Annotated in this window: 15 protein-coding genes and 1 pseudogene; 11 read left to right on the forward strand and 5 right to left on the reverse strand. The window is 70.8% G+C overall.

The annotated features are described in order from the left end of the window. Nucleotides 1–184: 184 nt before the first annotated feature. The 4 genes from PV682_RS42050 to PV682_RS42065 are packed head-to-tail and all read right to left on the reverse strand — an operon-like array spanning nt 185 to nt 4,343. Complete coding sequence (locus tag PV682_RS42050; RefSeq protein WP_319737944.1) at nt 185–1,147, reverse strand: electron transfer flavoprotein subunit alpha/FixB family protein; 963 nt, start codon at nt 1,145–1,147, stop codon at nt 185–187. A 21-nt stretch (nt 1,148–1,168) separates the two neighbouring features. Continuing rightward, a complete protein-coding gene (locus PV682_RS42055; RefSeq protein ID WP_319737945.1) occupies nt 1,169–1,951 on the reverse strand; it encodes an electron transfer flavoprotein subunit beta/FixA family protein in 783 nt (260 codons plus the stop codon). After that, complete coding sequence (locus tag PV682_RS42060; RefSeq protein ID WP_319737946.1) at nt 1,948–3,114, reverse strand: acyl-CoA dehydrogenase family protein; 1,167 nt, start codon at nt 3,112–3,114, stop codon at nt 1,948–1,950. The genes PV682_RS42055 and PV682_RS42060 overlap by 4 nt, the downstream gene beginning before the upstream one ends. 29 nt (nt 3,115–3,143) lie before the next feature. Beyond that, nucleotides 3,144–4,343 carry a CaiB/BaiF CoA transferase family protein gene (locus tag PV682_RS42065; RefSeq protein WP_319737947.1) on the reverse strand — a complete coding sequence of 400 codons (1,200 nt, stop codon included), beginning with the start codon at nt 4,341–4,343 and terminating at the stop codon, nt 3,144–3,146. Nucleotides 4,344–4,495: 152 nt separating this feature from the next. Between PV682_RS42065 and PV682_RS42070 the strand changes: the two genes are divergently transcribed. The 8 genes and pseudogenes from PV682_RS42070 to PV682_RS42105 all read left to right on the forward strand — a co-directional run bounded on the left by PV682_RS42070 (nt 4,496) and on the right by PV682_RS42105 (nt 12,219). Further along, nucleotides 4,496–5,473 (forward strand): LysR family transcriptional regulator, encoded by a 978-nt coding sequence (locus tag PV682_RS42070; protein ID WP_319737948.1) that lies wholly within the window; start codon nt 4,496–4,498, stop codon nt 5,471–5,473. A 55-nt stretch (nt 5,474–5,528) separates the two neighbouring features. After that, nucleotides 5,529–6,352: pseudogene (locus PV682_RS42075) on the forward strand (alpha/beta fold hydrolase). A 118-nt stretch (nt 6,353–6,470) separates the two neighbouring features. Then, complete coding sequence (locus PV682_RS42080; RefSeq protein ID WP_319737949.1) at nt 6,471–7,010, forward strand: thiamine pyrophosphate-binding protein; 540 nt, start codon at nt 6,471–6,473, stop codon at nt 7,008–7,010. Further along, nucleotides 7,010–7,609: a thiamine pyrophosphate-dependent enzyme gene (locus PV682_RS42085; protein WP_319737950.1), complete on the forward strand. Its 600-nt coding sequence runs from the start codon at nt 7,010–7,012 to the stop codon at nt 7,607–7,609. Before PV682_RS42080 ends, PV682_RS42085 begins: the two co-directional genes overlap by 1 nt. 14 nt (nt 7,610–7,623) lie before the next feature. Next, nucleotides 7,624–9,090 carry an aldehyde dehydrogenase gene (locus tag PV682_RS42090; RefSeq protein WP_319737951.1) on the forward strand — a complete coding sequence of 489 codons (1,467 nt, stop codon included), beginning with the start codon at nt 7,624–7,626 and terminating at the stop codon, nt 9,088–9,090. Between the two features lie 67 nt (nt 9,091–9,157). After that, nucleotides 9,158–10,498: an MFS transporter gene (locus PV682_RS42095; protein WP_319737952.1), complete on the forward strand. Its 1,341-nt coding sequence runs from the start codon at nt 9,158–9,160 to the stop codon at nt 10,496–10,498. Nucleotides 10,499–10,522: 24 nt separating this feature from the next. Continuing rightward, nucleotides 10,523–11,386, forward strand: a complete 864-nt coding sequence (locus PV682_RS42100) for a hypothetical protein (RefSeq protein WP_319737953.1) — start codon at nt 10,523–10,525, stop codon at nt 11,384–11,386. Then, nucleotides 11,383–12,219 carry an HpcH/HpaI aldolase/citrate lyase family protein gene (locus PV682_RS42105; RefSeq protein ID WP_319737954.1) on the forward strand — a complete coding sequence of 279 codons (837 nt, stop codon included), beginning with the start codon at nt 11,383–11,385 and terminating at the stop codon, nt 12,217–12,219. The genes PV682_RS42100 and PV682_RS42105 overlap by 4 nt, the downstream gene beginning before the upstream one ends. Here the strand turns inward: PV682_RS42105 and PV682_RS42110 are convergent. Next, on the reverse strand, nt 12,216–13,115 hold the full coding sequence (locus PV682_RS42110; protein ID WP_319737955.1) for a LysR family transcriptional regulator: 900 nt from the start codon (nt 13,113–13,115) through the stop codon (nt 12,216–12,218). The genes PV682_RS42105 and PV682_RS42110 overlap by 4 nt on opposite strands. A 74-nt stretch (nt 13,116–13,189) precedes the next feature. On the opposite strand from PV682_RS42110, the gene PV682_RS42115 reads away from it, so the two are divergent. From PV682_RS42115 to PV682_RS42125, 3 genes are read left to right on the forward strand one after another with little or no spacing between them, the layout of a single operon-like run. After that, nucleotides 13,190–13,852 carry an RraA family protein gene (locus PV682_RS42115; protein WP_319737956.1) on the forward strand — a complete coding sequence of 221 codons (663 nt, stop codon included), beginning with the start codon at nt 13,190–13,192 and terminating at the stop codon, nt 13,850–13,852. Then, nucleotides 13,852–14,508, forward strand: coding sequence for an RraA family protein (locus tag PV682_RS42120; protein ID WP_319737957.1), 657 nt, complete (start codon nt 13,852–13,854; stop codon nt 14,506–14,508). Before PV682_RS42115 ends, PV682_RS42120 begins: the two co-directional genes overlap by 1 nt. Further along, the gene (locus tag PV682_RS42125) at nt 14,505–15,107 is read left to right on the forward strand and encodes an RraA family protein (RefSeq protein WP_319737958.1); all 603 of its coding nucleotides are present in this window, start codon (nt 14,505–14,507) and stop codon (nt 15,105–15,107) included. The genes PV682_RS42120 and PV682_RS42125 overlap by 4 nt, the downstream gene beginning before the upstream one ends. Nucleotides 15,108–15,195: the final 88 nt, after the last annotated feature.

The raw sequence follows: 15,195 nt of genomic DNA on the forward strand, positions 1-15,195 counted from the left end.
GGCAGACCGAACACCTGGAAAGGGGATGCACCACGATCAAGCGTTGCAGGGCGGCGGCTCAGAGGGCTGACCGCGCGGGCTTGCCCATCGCACATGAACGTCGGGTCTGTCCGGTCACTCCCTCGTGGGTGACCGGACGATCCCGTGAAGACCACTGGTGGGCGAGGCGCCCGTGCCGGCTTGGTCAGCCCCGGCGGCTCTTGATCTCCTCGGTCAGGGCCGGGACGACGTCGAAGAGGTCGCCGACGACGCCGTAGTCGACCAGGTCGAAGATCGGGGCCTCGGCGTCCTTGTTGATCGCCACGATCGTCTTCGAGGTCTGCATACCGGCGCGGTGCTGGATCGCGCCCGAGATACCGGAGGCGATGTACACCTGCGGCGACACGGACTTGCCGGTCTGGCCGACCTGGTTGGTGTGCGGGTACCAACCCGCGTCCACCGCGGCACGCGAGGCACCCACGGCCGCGCCGAGGGAGTCGGCGAGGGCCTCGATGATCGCGAAGTTCTCCGCGCCGTTGACGCCACGGCCACCGGAGACCACGATCGCGGCCTCGGTCAGCTCCGGACGACCCGTCGACTCACGCGGCGTGCGGCCGGTGACCTTCGTGCCGGTCGCGGCGGCGGAGAAGGACACCGACAGGGCCTCGACCCCACCGGCGGCCGGGGCGGCCTCCACGGCGGCACTGTTGGGCTTGACCGTGATGACCGGGGTGCCCTTGGAGACACGGGACTTGGTGGTGAAGGACGCGGCGAACACCGACTGGGTGGCCACCGGGCCCTCGTCGCCGGCCTCGAGGTCGACGGCGTCGGTGATGATGCCGGAGCCGATGCGCAGCGCCAGACGCGCGGCGATCTCCTTGCCCTCCGCGGAGGAGGGCACCAGCACAGCGGCCGGGGAGACGGCCTCGACCGCGGCCTGCAGGGCGTCGACCTTCGGCACGACCAGGTAGTCGGCGTACTCGGACGCGTCGTGGGTGAGGACCTTGACCGCGCCGTGCTCGGCGAGCGCGGCGGCGGTGTCGGGGGCACCCGCGCCGAGGGCGACGGCGACGGGCTCGCCAACGCGGCGGGCCAGGGTCAGCAGCTCCAGGGTGGGCTTGCGGACGGCACCGTCCACGTGGTCGACGTAGACGAGAACTTCAGCCATGGGGAAGCAACTCCAACTCGATCAGACGAACTTCCGGCCCGCGAGGAACTCGGCGAGCTGCTTGCCGCCCTCCCCCTCGTCCTTGACGATCGTGCCCGCGGTGCGCGCCGGACGCTCGGCCGCCGCGTCCACGACGGTGTACGCACCCTCCAGGCCGACCTCCTCCGCCTCTATGCCGAGGTCGGACAGATCCCAGGAGGTCACCGGCTTCTTCTTGGCGGCCATGATCCCCTTGAAGGAGGGGTAGCGCGCCTCGCCCGACTGGTCGGTCACCGACACTACGGCCGGAAGCGATGCCTGAAGCTGTTCGGTGTCGGTGTCGCCATCACGGCGGCCGGTGACCGTGCCGTCCTCGACCGACAACTCCGACAGCAGCGTCACCTGCGGCACGCCCAGACGCTCCGCCAGCAACGCGGGAACGACTCCCATCGCACCGTCCGTCGACGCCATGCCGGAGATCACCAGGTCGTACCCGGCCTTCTCGATCGCGTTGGCCAGCACCAGGGAGACGCCGATCGCATCGGTGCCGTGCAGGTCGTCGTCCTCGACGTGGATAGCCTTGTCCGCGCCCATCGACAGCGCCTTGCGCAGCGCGTCCTTGGCATCCTCCGGGCCCACCGTCAGGACGGTGACCTCCACGTCGTCGTCGGAGTTCTCCGAGATCTGGAGAGCCTGCTCGACCGCGTACTCGTCCAGCTCGGAGAGCAGACCGTCCACGTCGTCCCGGTCGACGGTCAGGTCGTCGGCGAAGTGCCGGTCGCCCGTGGCGTCGGGCACGTGCTTCACCGTGACGACGATCCTCATGCGTCCAGACCTCCGCGCTTGACCAACTGGCTTGCGATGACGTTGCGCTGGATCTCGTTGGTGCCCTCGCCGACGATCATCAGCGGGGCGTCCCGGAAGTAGCGCTCGACGTCGAACTCGGTGGAGTAGCCGTAACCGCCGTGGATGCGGACGGCGTTGAGGGCGATCTGCATGGCCGTCTCGGAGGCGAAGAGCTTCGCCATGCCGGCCTCCATGTCCACGCGGCGGCCCGCGTCCGCCTCCCGGGCGGCGTACAGGGTGAGCTGGCGGGCTGCCGTGAGCGACGTGGCCATGTCGGCCAGGTAGTTGCCGATGGACTGGTGCTTCCAGATCGGCTTGCCGAACGACTCGCGCTCCTGCGCGTATGCGAGCGCGTCCTCGAATGCCGCCCGGCCGACGCCGAGGGCGCGGGCGGCGACCTGGAGGCGGCCGGTCTCCAGCCCTTTCATCATCTGCGCGAAGCCCTTGCCCTCCGCACCGCCGAGGACGGCATCCGCGGGCGCCCGGTAGTCCTCGAAGGCCAACTCGCAGCTCTCCACGCCCTTGTAGCCGAGCTTGGGCAGGTCACGGGAGACGGTCAGGCCCGACCCGTGTTCGACGAGGAGGATCGAGATGCCTCGGTGAGCGGGCGTAGCTTCGGGGTCGGTCTTGCACAGCAGGGCGATCAGGCCGGAGCGGCGGGAGTTGGTGATCCATGTCTTCGCGCCGTTCACCAGGTAACCGTCGGCGTCCTTGCGGGCGATCGCGCGCATGGCCTGGAGGTCGGAGCCGCCGCCGGGCTCGGTGAGGGCCATGGTCGCGCGGATCTCGCCGGTGGCCATCCTCGGCAGGTAGTGGCGCTTCTGTTCCTCCGTGCCGAAGTGCAGCAGGAGCTTGGTGACGACGGTGTGGCCGCCCATCGCGCCGGCCAGGCTCATCCAGCCGCGGGCCAGCTCCTCGGTGATCAGGACGTAGCAAGGGGTGGAGACGGGGGTGCCGCCGTACTCCTCGGGGACTGCGAGGCCGAAGATGCCGAGCGTCTTCATCTGCTCGATCAGGGCCTCGGGGTAGGTGTTGGCGTGCTCCAGTTCCTGGACGACGGGCTTCACCTCCTTGTCGACGAAGTCGCGCACCGTACGGACGATGAACTGCTCGTCCTCGGCGAGGATGTCGAGGGTGCTCATGCGGGAACTCCTTGTGGTCCAGATGGGGTTCAGATGACGCTGTCGGCCCTGAGACGGTCGATGTCGGTGCTGCCGTACCCCAGTTCGGCCAGGACGGACGCGGTGTGCTCCCCGGCCGCGGGCACCGGGTCCATACGCGGGGCTGTCCCGGCCAGGTCGACCGGCGGCAGCAGCGCGGGCACCACGGCTTCCCCGGGGATGCGTACGTCGCGCCAGCGGTCCCGTGCGCTGAGCACCGGGTGGGCCAGGAACTCCTGGATGTCGTTCACGCCCGCGTTGGCGATGCCGGCCTCGTCGAGCAGCTTCGTCACCGCGTCGCTGTTCAGCTCGGCGAACCGTTCGGCCACGATCGCGTTCAGCTCGGTGCGGTGGCCGACTCGGGCCGAGCCGGTGGTGAACCGCGGGTCCGTGACCAGTCCTGGCCGGCCGAGAAATCGCTCGCACAGTGCGGCCCATTCGCGCTCGTTCTGGATGGAGAACAGCACGTCCTTGCCGTCGGCGCAGGTGTAGGCGCCGTAGGGGGCGATGGTGGCGTGCTGGGTGCCGATGCGCGGGGGCTGGGTGCCGCCGAAGCGGGTGTAGTAGGCGGGCTGACTCAGCCACTCGGCGAGTGCTTCGAACAGCGATACCTCCACGGCGCGTACGGCGCCCGTGGTGGCCCGGGTGAACAGGGCGGTGAGGATGCCGGAGTAGGCGTACATGCCGGCGGCGATGTCGGCGATCGATATCCCGACGCGAGCCGCCCCTTGCTCGTTGCCGGTCAGCGAGACCAGGCCGGTCTGGCACTGGATCAGGAGGTCGTACGCCTTGCGGTCGGCCCAGGGGCCGCTGGTTCCGTAGCCGGAGACGGAGCAGGGGATCAGGGCGGGGAAGCGCTCGGCGAGGGCTACGGCGCCCAGGCTCATCCTCTCGGCCGCGCCCGGCGCCAGGTTCTGCACGAACACGTCGGCTCCGGCGAGCAGTCGGTCCAGGATCTGGCGTCCCGCGTCCGACTTCAGGTCGAGCGTGACGGATTCCTTCGACCGGTTGAGCCACACGAAGTAGCTGGACTCGCCGTGCACCGTGGTGTCGTACCGGCGGGCGAAGTCGCCCCCGCCGGGCCGCTCCACCTTGATGACCCGGGCACCGAGATCGGCCAGCTGGCGGGTGGCGAAGGGAGCGGCCACCGCCTGCTCGATGCTGACGACCGTGATGCCGGCCAGAGGCAGTTCTTCGGGGGGCTCGGTCATGAGATGACCTCCAGGAGGGTGCGGGTCCCGTACGGGAGTACCATCATTAATACTCATGACCCTCCAAAGGAAATAGCAATATGTAATGCCCCCATGCGCGGCGCGGATGACTCATGCGCCCGGGGAGGGTGTGACTGCGGAAGGAAGGCCCGTTGGACATCAAGCAGCTCAAGGCGATCGTCACGGTCGCCGAGGTCGGCAGTGTCACGCGCGCCGCGGAGCTGCTGCACCTGGTGCAGCCCGCGGTCACCCGGCAGATCCGCACCCTGGAGCAGGAACTCGGCATCGACCTCTTCGAGCGGACCGGGCAGGGCATGCGGCCCACGGACGCCGGGGCCATCATGGTCGACCGCGCCCGGCGCGCCCTGAACGAACTGGAGCGGGCCCGCGCCGAGGTGCAGCCGAGCCCCGGTGTGGTGACGGGGATCGTGAGCGTAGGGCTGCTGGAGAGCACCAGCGATCTGCTGGCCGAGCCTCTGGTGACCGCGGTCGCCCGCGACCACCCCGGCGTGGAGCTGCGCCTGATGACCGCCTACTCGGGCCATCTGCAGCAGTGGCTCGACGCCGGCGACCTCGATCTGACCCTGCTCTACAACCTCGACAGTACGCCGTCCCTCAACGCCCGCCCGCTGGTGCGGGAGCATCTGTGGGCGGTCGCTCCGGCATCCGCAGGGCTGCGCGCCGACCGCCCCGTCACATTCGCGGAGGCGGCCCGGCACCCGCTCGTCATGCCCGCCTCGGGCCACGCCCTGCGCCGCCTGATCGACGCGGCGGCGGTGCGCGCCGACGCCGTCATGGACGTCGTCGTCCAGACCAATTCCATGCGTGTGCAGAAGCAGCTCGTCCAGGCGGGGCACGGCTGGACCGTCCTGCCCGGGGTGGGCATCGCCGAGGACGTCACGCGGGGCACGCTGAGCGCCGCGCCGCTGAGCGAACCCGACGTGTGGCGCTCGATCGTCCTCGGCACACCGCGGCACGGGCGCACGCCGCCGGCCGTGGAGGTCGTCGCGCGCGAGCTGGTACGGCAGGTCAACTCGGCCGTGCAGCAGGGCAGATGGCCCTCCGCCCAGGTCCACGGATCCGGCGCCGACACGGACACCGACACCCACGCCGGCACCGAGAACACGTGACTCCCACACCGACTCGGCCGTCCGCGAAGACCATCGAAGAACCCCGGGACATCGCATGACCGACACCCGACACCCGTCCACCACCATCGCCCGCGCCCAGGACGGCACGGCGCCGGCCTGCCAACGCACGGGAGATGGGTACCCGCTGGTCCTCCTGGCCGGGCAGGCGAACAACCACCACTGGTGGGACGCCGTCCGCGCGGACTTCCACGCCACCCACTCCACCATCACCCTCGATCACCGCGGCACCGGAGAGAGCGACAAGCCCCAAGGGCCCTACTCCACACGGCAGTTCGCCGACGACGTGATCGCGGTGCTCGATCACCTGGGCGTCGAACGTGCCGATGTCCACGGGACCTCCATGGGCGGGCGGGTCGCTGGGGGTACCCCCTCTGGGGGAGGGTGGCCGCCCGCCACCCCGGCCGGGTGCGACACCTCGTCCTGGGCTGCACCTCCCCCGGCGGTCCGCACGCCATCGAGCGGGACGCCTCCGTACGACGGGCCCTGGCCCAAGCCGACCCGGAAGCCGCCCGCCGCGCACTGATCGACCTGATGTACACCCCCGCCTGGCTCGCCGACCACCCCGGCCCGTACACGACCTTCGGCGACCCGGACATGCCCCCGCACGCCCGCCACGGACACCTGGTGGCGAGCAACGGCCACGACGCCTGGGACGCACTCCCCGGCATCACGGCACCGACGCTGCTGCTCCACGGCGACCAGGACCGGCTCACCCCGCCGGACAACCTCCCGCTCCTCGCCACCCCCATCCCCCGCGCCACCAGCCATGTCTTCCCGGGCGCCCGGGATGCGTACTTCGAGGAATGCCGCACCGAAGCGAGCGCCCTCGTCTCGGCCTTCCTCAACGAAGGGCGCTAGTCAGGCGCAGCCGCAGGGCGGGGGCCAGGGCCCCAACCGCTCGCTATGCGGGCGACGCATGCGGGCATCACGAACTTCTATTGTTCAGGGTCACCCATCAGTACCCATGATGAACGCCATGAACGAGACACCCGCTCCCGCGCCACCCTCCTGGCAGGAGGACGTCTTCGCCGCACTGAAGAAGCGCGGCATCCAGCAGATCGCCTACGTCCCCGACTCCGGCCACTCCCACACCATCCTCGAAGCGCAGCGCGACCCCGCGATCCACGACGTGGTGCTGACCACCGAGGAGGAGGGCGTCGGTGTGGTCGCCGGGGCCTGGCTGGGTGGTCGGCGCGCGGTTCTGCTGATGCAGAGCAGCGGCGTCGGCAACTGCGTGAACATGTTCTCCCTGCTGGAGATGTGCCGGTTCCCCTTCCTGACGCTGGTGACGATGCGCGGCGAGTACGCCGAGTTCAACCCCTGGCAGAGCCCCATGGGCCGCACCACCCAGCAGGCCCTGGAACTCATGGGCATCACCGTGCTCCGGGCCGATGAGCCCGAGGACGTCGAGGAGACCGTCGAGGCCGCCCTGGACTCGGTGTTCGAGGCGGGCGAGCGCGTCGCCGTGCTTCTCGGGCAGAAACTGATCGGCCGCAAGAAGTGGGAGCGCAACTGATGACCGCCGTCGACACCCCGGCCCGCCTCGACCGCCGCCGCTTCGTCGCCGACCTGATCTCCCGGCTCCCGGAGGACGCACTCGTCGTCACCGGCCTCGGCTCTCCCAGCTACGACGTGTTCGCCGCCGGTGACCGGCCCACCAACTTCTACCTGTGGGGCGCGATGGGCGGCGCCGCGCCTCTCGCCCTCGGCCTGGCTCTCGCCCAGCCCGACCGGCCGGCCGTCGCGCTCACCGGCGACGGCGAACACCTCATGGGCATCGGCACGTTGGCCACCATCGGGGCCCAACTCCCGCCCAACCTGACCCTCGTCGTACTGGACAACGCCCACTTCGGCGAAACCGGCATGCAGCCCAGCCACACCGGCCTGGGCACCGACCTCATCACCGTCGCCCAGGGCTTCGGCATCCGCGACACCCTCCGCGTCACCGACCTCGCCCAGGCCGCCGACCTCGCAGCCCGCATCACGGCGCGCGCGGCGACCACGTACGCCCAGGTGCTCATCGACACCACCGAGCCCCCGCGCGCCCTGCCGCCCCGAGACGGCGTCGCCAACAAGAACACCTTCCGCGCCGCCCTCGGCCTCGGCACCTTCTAACGGACGGGGCTCCCATGCAGCGCTACGAGATGTTCATCGACGGCGAGAGCCGCAAAGCCGCCGGCGGCGAATGGTTCCCCACCGACAACCCCTACCTCGGCACCCCGTGGGCCGAGATCGCCCAGGGCACCGAGCAGGACGTGGACGACGCGGTACGAGCCGCCCACCGCGCCCTGCACACCGGTCCCTGGGCCGAGCTGACCGCCAGCGCGCGTGGTGCCCTGCTGCGGCGGCTCGGCGACACCATCGCCGCGAACGCCCGCCGGCTCGCCGAGACCGAGGTCCGCGACAACGGCAAGCTGTTCACCGAGATGCACGGCCAGGTCGGCTACGTACCCCAGTGGTTCCACTACTACGGCGGGCTCGCGGACAAGGTCGAGGGCACCGTCCCGCCGTTGGACAAGAAAGGCTACTTCGCGTACACGAAGAAGGAGCCCGTCGGGGTCGTCGCGGTCATCACGCCGTGGAACTCGCCTCTGTTGCTGCTGGCCTGGAAGATCGCCCCGGCGCTCGCGGCGGGCTGCACGGTGGTGATCAAGCCGTCGGAGTTCACCTCCGCGTCGACGCTCGAACTGGTCCGGCTCCTCCACGAGGCGGGATTGCCGCCCGGGGTGGTCAACGTGGTCACCGGGTTCGGCCGGGACGTCGGCGCCGCCCTCGTCGAGCATCCGCTGGTCCGCAAGGTCACCTTCACCGGCTCGGACGCCACCGGCCGTCACATCAACCAGGCCGCCGCCCGCGACTTCAAGCACGTCAGCCTCGAACTCGGCGGCAAGTCACCGAACATCGTCTTCGCCGACGCCGACCTCGAAGCCGCCGTGAACGGCGCCGTCTCCGGCATCTTCGCCGCCACCGGGCAGACCTGCATCGCCGGGTCCCGGCTGCTGGTGCAGCAAGATGTGCACGACGAAGTCGTGGCCCGCCTGGTCAGCCTCGCGCGCACGGCCCGTATGGGCGACCCGATGGACGAGACCACCCAGGTCGGGCCCATCACGACCCCCGCCCAGTACGCCAAGGTCCTCGACTACATCGACATCGCGCAGAAGGAAGGCGCCCGGCTCGCCCTCGGCGGCAAGGCTGCCGACAGAGGCGGCCGGTTCGTAGAGCCGACTGTCTTCACCGGCGTACGAAATGACATGCGCATCGCTCAAGAGGAGGTGTTCGGCCCTGTCCTCGCGGTCATCCCGTTCAGGGACGAGGACGAGGCGGTCGCCCTCGCCAACGACAGCCGCTACGGCCTCGGCGCCGGTGTCTGGACCGGCGACATCGGCCGCGCCTTCCGCATGGCCGACCGGATCCGCTCCGGCACCGTCTGGGTCAACACCTACCGCGCGGTGAGCTACCTGGCTCCCTTCGGCGGCTTCAAGGACTCCGGCATCGGCCGCGAGAACGGCATCGGCGCCATCGCCTCCTACCTGGAGGACAAGAGCGTCTGGATCAACACCGGTGCCCCCACCGGCAGCCCCTTCGTCCTCCGCTGAAGTCGTCCTCCGCCGAAGAGGACCGCGCGCATCCCTCCCCACCGCGACACGAGCAACGGAGCTTCCCATGTCGCAGAGCCGCACCTCCGTCCCCGCACGCTCCCAAGTCACCGCCAACGTCGTACGCGGCTGTCTCGGCAACCTGATCGAGTGGTACGACTGGTTCGCCTACGCCACGTTCAGCATCTACTTCGCCGCCGCCTTCTTCCCGGAGGGCAACCAGACCGCCCAACTCCTGTCCACGGCGGTCGTGTTCGCCGTCGGATTCCTCATGCGCCCGCTCGGCGGCTGGCTGCTCGGCGCCTATGCCGACCGCTACGGCCGCCGCCGCGCCCTGACCCTGTCGGTCACGCTCATGAGTGTCGGCTCGCTCATCATCGCCCTCGCCCCCGGCCACCAGACCATCGGGCTCGGGGCTCCCGTCCTGCTGGTCCTGGCACGCCTGCTTCAAGGGCTGTCCGTCGGCGGGGAGTTCGGCTCCAGCGCCTCCTACCTCGCCGAGGTCGCTCCCCCCGGACGGCGTGGCTTCTACTCCAGCTTCCAGTACGTGTCCATCGTGCTCGGCCAGCTCGCCGCGCTGCTCGTGGCGATCGTCCTGCAGAACCTGCTCACCGAGGGACAGCTGGAGAGCTGGGGCTGGCGCGTCCCGTTCGTGATCGGCGCGGTGGCCGGACTGGTCGTGATGTATCTGCGCCGCACCATGGAGGAGTCGCAGCACTTCCAGCAGGAGCAGGCGAAGGCCGCCACGACGCAGGAACGCAAGGGCCTGCACGCCCTGTTCACGGAGTACCCGCGTCAGCTGCTGGCCGTCTTCGGCCTGGCCATCGGCGGCACCGTCGCCTTCTACACCTACACCACGTACCTCCAGAAGTACCTGGTGAACACCGCTGGCATCCCGAAGTCCACGGTCTCCGTCATCGGCTTCGCCGCCCTGTTCGTCTACATGCTGCTGCAACCGGTCGCCGGGGCGCTCTCCGACCGCTTCGGCCGCCGCCCGGTCATGTTCGTGTTCTCGATCTGCGGCATGCTCCTGACGGTCCCGATCATGACCGTCCTCGGGCGCACGAGCAGCCCGTGGCTGGCCTTCCTCCTGATGACCGCGGCGCTGACCTTCCTCAGCGGCTACTCGGCCCTGGCCGCCATCATCAAGGCCGAGATGTTCCCCACCAAGGTCCGGGCCCTGGGCGTCGGCCTGCCGCACGCACTGGTCACCGCCACCTTCGGCGGCCTGACCGAGCCGATCGCGCTGGCCCTGAAGAAGGGCGGCCACGAGACCGTCTTCTTCTGGTACGTCACCGCGTGCATCGGCCTGACCTTCCTGGCCACGCTGGTCGTACGCGAACCCTCCCGCACCTCCCTCCTGGAAACCCCAGCACCCGTCCCGCAGACCACAGCCCCGCTGACCTGACTCGATCACGCAAGGAACAAGCCCATGCCCGCCTCCCTCGCCTCCCACGTGGAGTCATGGCATCCCGAATCGGTCACCGACGAGGACACCCTTTCGCCCGCCCCCGCAGCGGCGCTGTCGGCACTGCTGGACCTCGCCGACCCCGCCGCCAAGTCCGGGGATCCGCTACCGCCGCTGTGGCAGTGGCTCTATTTCCTGCACTGGGCACCCCAGCAGGCCCTCGGCCCCGACGGGCACCTGCGCGACGCCCGCTTCCTGCCGCCCGTCCCCAACCGCAGGCGCATGTTCGCCGGCGGACGCTGCGAGATCACCGAACCCCTGCGCCTCGGTCAACCGGCCGAACGCACCGTCAGCCTGGCCACCGTCACCCCCAAGCAGGGCCGCAGCGGCGAGCTCCTGTTCGTCACCGAACGCCAGGAGTTCCGGCAGGACGGCCGCCTGTGCCTGGTGGAGGAGCAGGACATCGTCTACCGGTCGGGCGACGGTTCCACGCCCCAGCGCCCGGCCACACTCGACGCATCGGCCGAACCGAAGCCCGACGGACCGTGGCAGCTGCGCCTCCACCCGACCGAAACCCTGCTGTTCCGGTTCAGCGCGCTCACTGCGAACGCCCACCGCATTCACTACGACACCCCGTACTGCCGTGACGTGGAGGGCTACCCCGGCCTCGTCGTCCACGGCCCCCTGCTGGCCCTGCTCATGCTGGAACTGGTCCGCAGGAACGCCCCGGAGCGGCAGGTGCGGTCGCTGTCCTACCGGCTGCACCGCCCGGTGTTCCTCGGCGAGCACCTACTTGCCGACGGCACACCCACCGACGACCACGCCCGGCTGCACATCGCCACCCACCGCGAGGCACGGCACGCCACCGCCGAGGTGACCTTCGCATGACCCCGAGTCACCCGGACACCGCCCGCATCGCCGCCGCACGAACCCTGCTCTTCGTCCCCGGCCACCGGCCCGACCGCTTCGACAAGGCCGCCGCGTCCGGCACCGACCTCGTCGTCATCGACCTCGAAGACGCCGTCGCCGCCGACGACAAGGACCGCGCCCGCGACAACGCCGACACCTGGCTCGGCCTCGGCAACACAGCTGTCGTACGCGTCAATCCGCCCGGTACCCCGTGGTTCGAGGCGGACCTGGCTCGGGCTGCTGACCACGGCTGCCCGATCCTCATCCCCAAGGCCGAGGACCCGTACGTCCTCGCGGAGATCGTAGCCCGCACAGCCGGACGCTGCCCGATGATCCCGCTGGCCGAAACCGCCCTCGGCATCGAACGGGCCCACTCGGTGTGCGCCGTGCCCGGCGTCGTGCGCGCCGCCTTCGGCAACGTCGACCTGGCCACCCAGCTCGGCGTCGCCCACGACGACCACGTGGCCCTCACTCATGCCCGCTCCCGGCTGGTCCTCGCCTCCGCGGCTACAGGCGTCCACGCGCCCCTCGACGGGGTCACCACCGCCGTACGGGATCCCGCCGCGCTCGGCGCCGACGTCGCCCACGCCCGGCGCCTGGGGTTCACCGGAAAACTCTGTATCCACCCCGCTCAAGTGGGGCCCGTCGCCGACGGGTTCGCTCCGACCGCAGGCGAACTGCGCTGGGCGCGCAGCGTCCTCGACGCCGGTGACTCGGTCACCACGGTCGACGGTCAGATGGTCGACCGGCCGGTACTCGAACGCGCGCGGGGCGTCCTGGCCCGGGCCGGTGAGTCACGGGGACGTGCCTAGTCCGTCTCCTGCCGGTCAGTCGCCGCGTGGCGCAGGAACTCCTCCACCAGCGGCTCGTGCGTGCCGTCCCGGGAGACGAGGGACAGTTCCACGATGTCGGCGGAGTCGGTGAGGGGCCGGTAGGCGAGGGGGCCCTGGATCGAGCGGACCGCGACGTTCGGTACGAGGGTGACGCCGAGGCCGCAGGCCACCATGGCCAGTTGGGTGAGGATGGAGTTGGCGATGTGGCGGGCGTCGGGGGTGAAGCCGGCTCGGCGGCAGGTCGCCATGAGCTGGTCGTGGTAGTCGGGGGACGCCTCGCGGCGCAGCCACACCCAGGGCTCGTCCGCGAACCGTGCGAGGTCGACCGGGTCCGAAGCGTCCCCGGTGAGGGGATGGCCTTCCGGGAGCGCGATCACGAACTGGTCGTGCCGCCAGGGCCGCACACGCAGACCGCGCACCGGTGCGCTCGGCCGGATGACGGCGAGGTCGATCTCGTGCCGGGCGACGGCCTCCTGTCCCTCCCCCGTGTCGACCTCCGTGAGATGCAGGTCGACGCGCGGCCGGGCCTCGCGGAAGGCGGACAGTGTGCCCAGCAGAGGCTCGCTCAACGCCGAGGTCACCACCCCGATCCGCAGGGTGCCCACCAGCCCGGCCTCGGCCTGTGCCGCCACGTCGTGGGCGTGCCGGGCAGCCGCCACCAGTTTGCGGCACTCCTCGGCGAACGCCCGGCCGGTCTCCGTCAGCCGCACCCTGCGCTCACTGCGGTCGAACAGCCTCACACCCAACTGCCGCTCCAACTGGAGGATCGCCTGGCTCAGCGGCGGCTGCGACATCCGCAGCTGTTCCGCCGCCCGGCCGAAGTGGAGCGTCTCCGCGACGGCGAGGAAGTACCGGGCCTGACGGACCTCGATCATCAGATGCTCCGCATATCGAAAGGAGAGGAAATCAGACCTTCAGTGTATGAGCTTGTTGAGTTTGACTGAACTGCATGACCGTTGAAACTTCCTTGTTGGACCAGTTCGCGGCACTGGACAGCGCCACGGTGTCCGACGCCCTCGACGCCTGCGGCCTTCCGCCCGGACAGGGCGGTCTGCCTCCGATGTGGGGCACGCCCAAGGTGACCGGGTTCGCTCGGACCATCGAGCTCGAGCCCCTGACCGGTGAGCACGGCGGGGCGCACATTCTGACGAGTGCGGTCGCCGAGGCCGGTGCCGAGAACGTCATCGTGGTCGCGAACGGCGGCCGTACGGACGTGTCCTCGTGGGGCGGAATCGTCAGCGTCGGTGCCTCGGTGCGCGGCGTCCGTGGTGTGGTCACGGACGGCGTCTGCCGGGACGTCGGACAGGCGCGCGAGCTCGGTTTCCCGGTGTTCGCCCGCGCCCAGGTGCCGGTGACCGCGCGCGGCCGGCTGCGGCAGAAGTCGTCCGGCGTGCCGGTCTCGCTGGGTGAGGTGACCGTCCGGCCCGGCGATGTGGTGCTGGCGGACGAGGGCGGCGTCGTGGTCGTCCCGCGCGAGCGCGCTGCCGAAGTGCTCCGAGAGGCCCGGCGACTCGCGGATCGGGAGGCCTCCATCGAGGCCGAGGTCCGGGCCGGAGTCCCACTGCCGCAAGCGATGCGGGACGCCCGTCTGACCGGAACGGAGGCACAGTGATGAGTGACGTCGTCGCGCGGCTCCGCGCGCTGCCGACCGCCGCGATCTCGGACGCCCTCGACCGGGCCGGGATCGAGGGCGCCCTGCACGGCCTGTCCCCTCTCTCCAACGACTTCCGCGCGGTGGGCCCGGCGTTCACCGTGCGCTACGCAGCCGTCGACGCGGCCGGCCCCGGCACGGTCGGTGACTTCCTCGACGACGTACCGCCGGGCTCTGTCATCGTCATCGACAACGACGGCCGCACCGACGTCACCGTATGGGGCGGCATCATGACCGAGGTCGCGGCCCACCGCGGCATCGCCGGCACCGTGATCGCCGGCGTCTGCCGTGACGTGTCGGCGTCCCTCTCGCAGAACTACCCGCTCTTCAGCCGGGGCAGGTTCATGCGGACCGGCAAGGACCGGGTACGGCTCGTCGCCGTCGGCGAGCCGGTGACCGTGAGCGGCATCGAAATCCGTCCCGGTGCGCTGGTCTGCGCCGACGCCGACGGCGTGGTCGTCGTACCCGCCGCCGAGGCCGAGCGGATCGCGGAGAGCGCCGAACGCATCGAACGCGTCGAGGCGGACATCGTCGCCGCCGCACGCGCCGGCGCCACCCTGCGCGAGGCCCGCGTGCAGTTCGGCTACCACACTCTTCAGACCAGGAGCCAGTCATGACGGACGCGGCCCGCGGGCACAGCACCGCCACCCTCTACGAAGCGTCCACAGGGGCCGCCCACGCCTGTGATCCCGCCCTGCGCGCCGCCTGGCCGGGGGCCCGCGTGGCCGGTCCGGCGTTCACCGTCCAGGGCGTCGGCGGCGACAACCTCGCCCTGCACCGGGCGGTGGCCGAGGCCCCGACCGGCAGCGTCCTCCTCGTCGACCTTCAAGGCGCCCGGCACGGCCACTGGGGCGAGATCCTCGCGGTCGCCGCCCAGCAGCGGGGCATCCTCGGCCTGGTCGTGGACGGCGGGGTACGGGACACGGCCGAACAAGCGGAGCTGAACTTCCCCGTCTTCGGCCGGCACGTCACCGTGGTCGGCACCGGCAAGGAACACCCCGGCCGGTTCGACGTTCCCGTCCGCGTGGGGGACGTGATCGTACGGCCCGGCGACCTCGTCGTGGGCGACGCGGACGGCGTGGTGGTCGTCCCCGCCGAGGCCGTGCAGGAGACCCTCGACCGGGCCGACTCCCGCGTGGCCGCCGAGCAGCGTGCCCTCGAAGCCATCCGCACGGGCGTGACGACCCTGGAGTACTACGGGTTGCCGACCGGCTGAGCTGACGGAGATCCACCTGGCGCGGGGGGGGGGGGGGGGGGGGGGGGGGGGGGGGGGGGGGGGCGGCGCGCCCCCCCCCCCGGCGGGG

It is taken from the genome of Streptomyces niveiscabiei (genome assembly GCF_033794345.1).
Lineage (GTDB): Bacteria > Actinomycetota > Actinomycetes > Streptomycetales > Streptomycetaceae > Streptomyces > Streptomyces niveiscabiei.

Coding starts and splice junctions, on each gene's coding strand:
- PV682_RS42080 (WP_319737949.1), top strand. CDS start 6,471: ATGAACGAGACACCCGCTCCCGCGCCACCCTCCTGGCAGGAGGACGTC.
- PV682_RS42110 (WP_319737955.1), bottom strand. CDS start 13,115: ATGATCGAGGTCCGTCAGGCCCGGTACTTCCTCGCCGTCGCGGAGACG.
- PV682_RS42125 (WP_319737958.1), top strand. CDS start 14,505: ATGACGGACGCGGCCCGCGGGCACAGCACCGCCACCCTCTACGAAGCG.
- PV682_RS42095 (WP_319737952.1), top strand. CDS start 9,158: ATGTCGCAGAGCCGCACCTCCGTCCCCGCACGCTCCCAAGTCACCGCC.
- PV682_RS42105 (WP_319737954.1), top strand. CDS start 11,383: ATGACCCCGAGTCACCCGGACACCGCCCGCATCGCCGCCGCACGAACC.
- PV682_RS42085 (WP_319737950.1), top strand. CDS start 7,010: ATGACCGCCGTCGACACCCCGGCCCGCCTCGACCGCCGCCGCTTCGTC.
- PV682_RS42060 (WP_319737946.1), bottom strand. CDS start 3,114: ATGAGCACCCTCGACATCCTCGCCGAGGACGAGCAGTTCATCGTCCGT.
- PV682_RS42100 (WP_319737953.1), top strand. CDS start 10,523: ATGCCCGCCTCCCTCGCCTCCCACGTGGAGTCATGGCATCCCGAATCG.
- PV682_RS42090 (WP_319737951.1), top strand. CDS start 7,624: ATGCAGCGCTACGAGATGTTCATCGACGGCGAGAGCCGCAAAGCCGCC.
- PV682_RS42050 (WP_319737944.1), bottom strand. CDS start 1,147: ATGGCTGAAGTTCTCGTCTACGTCGACCACGTGGACGGTGCCGTCCGC.
- PV682_RS42065 (WP_319737947.1), bottom strand. CDS start 4,343: ATGACCGAGCCCCCCGAAGAACTGCCTCTGGCCGGCATCACGGTCGTC.
- PV682_RS42115 (WP_319737956.1), top strand. CDS start 13,190: ATGACCGTTGAAACTTCCTTGTTGGACCAGTTCGCGGCACTGGACAGC.
- PV682_RS42120 (WP_319737957.1), top strand. CDS start 13,852: ATGAGTGACGTCGTCGCGCGGCTCCGCGCGCTGCCGACCGCCGCGATC.
- PV682_RS42055 (WP_319737945.1), bottom strand. CDS start 1,951: ATGAGGATCGTCGTCACGGTGAAGCACGTGCCCGACGCCACGGGCGAC.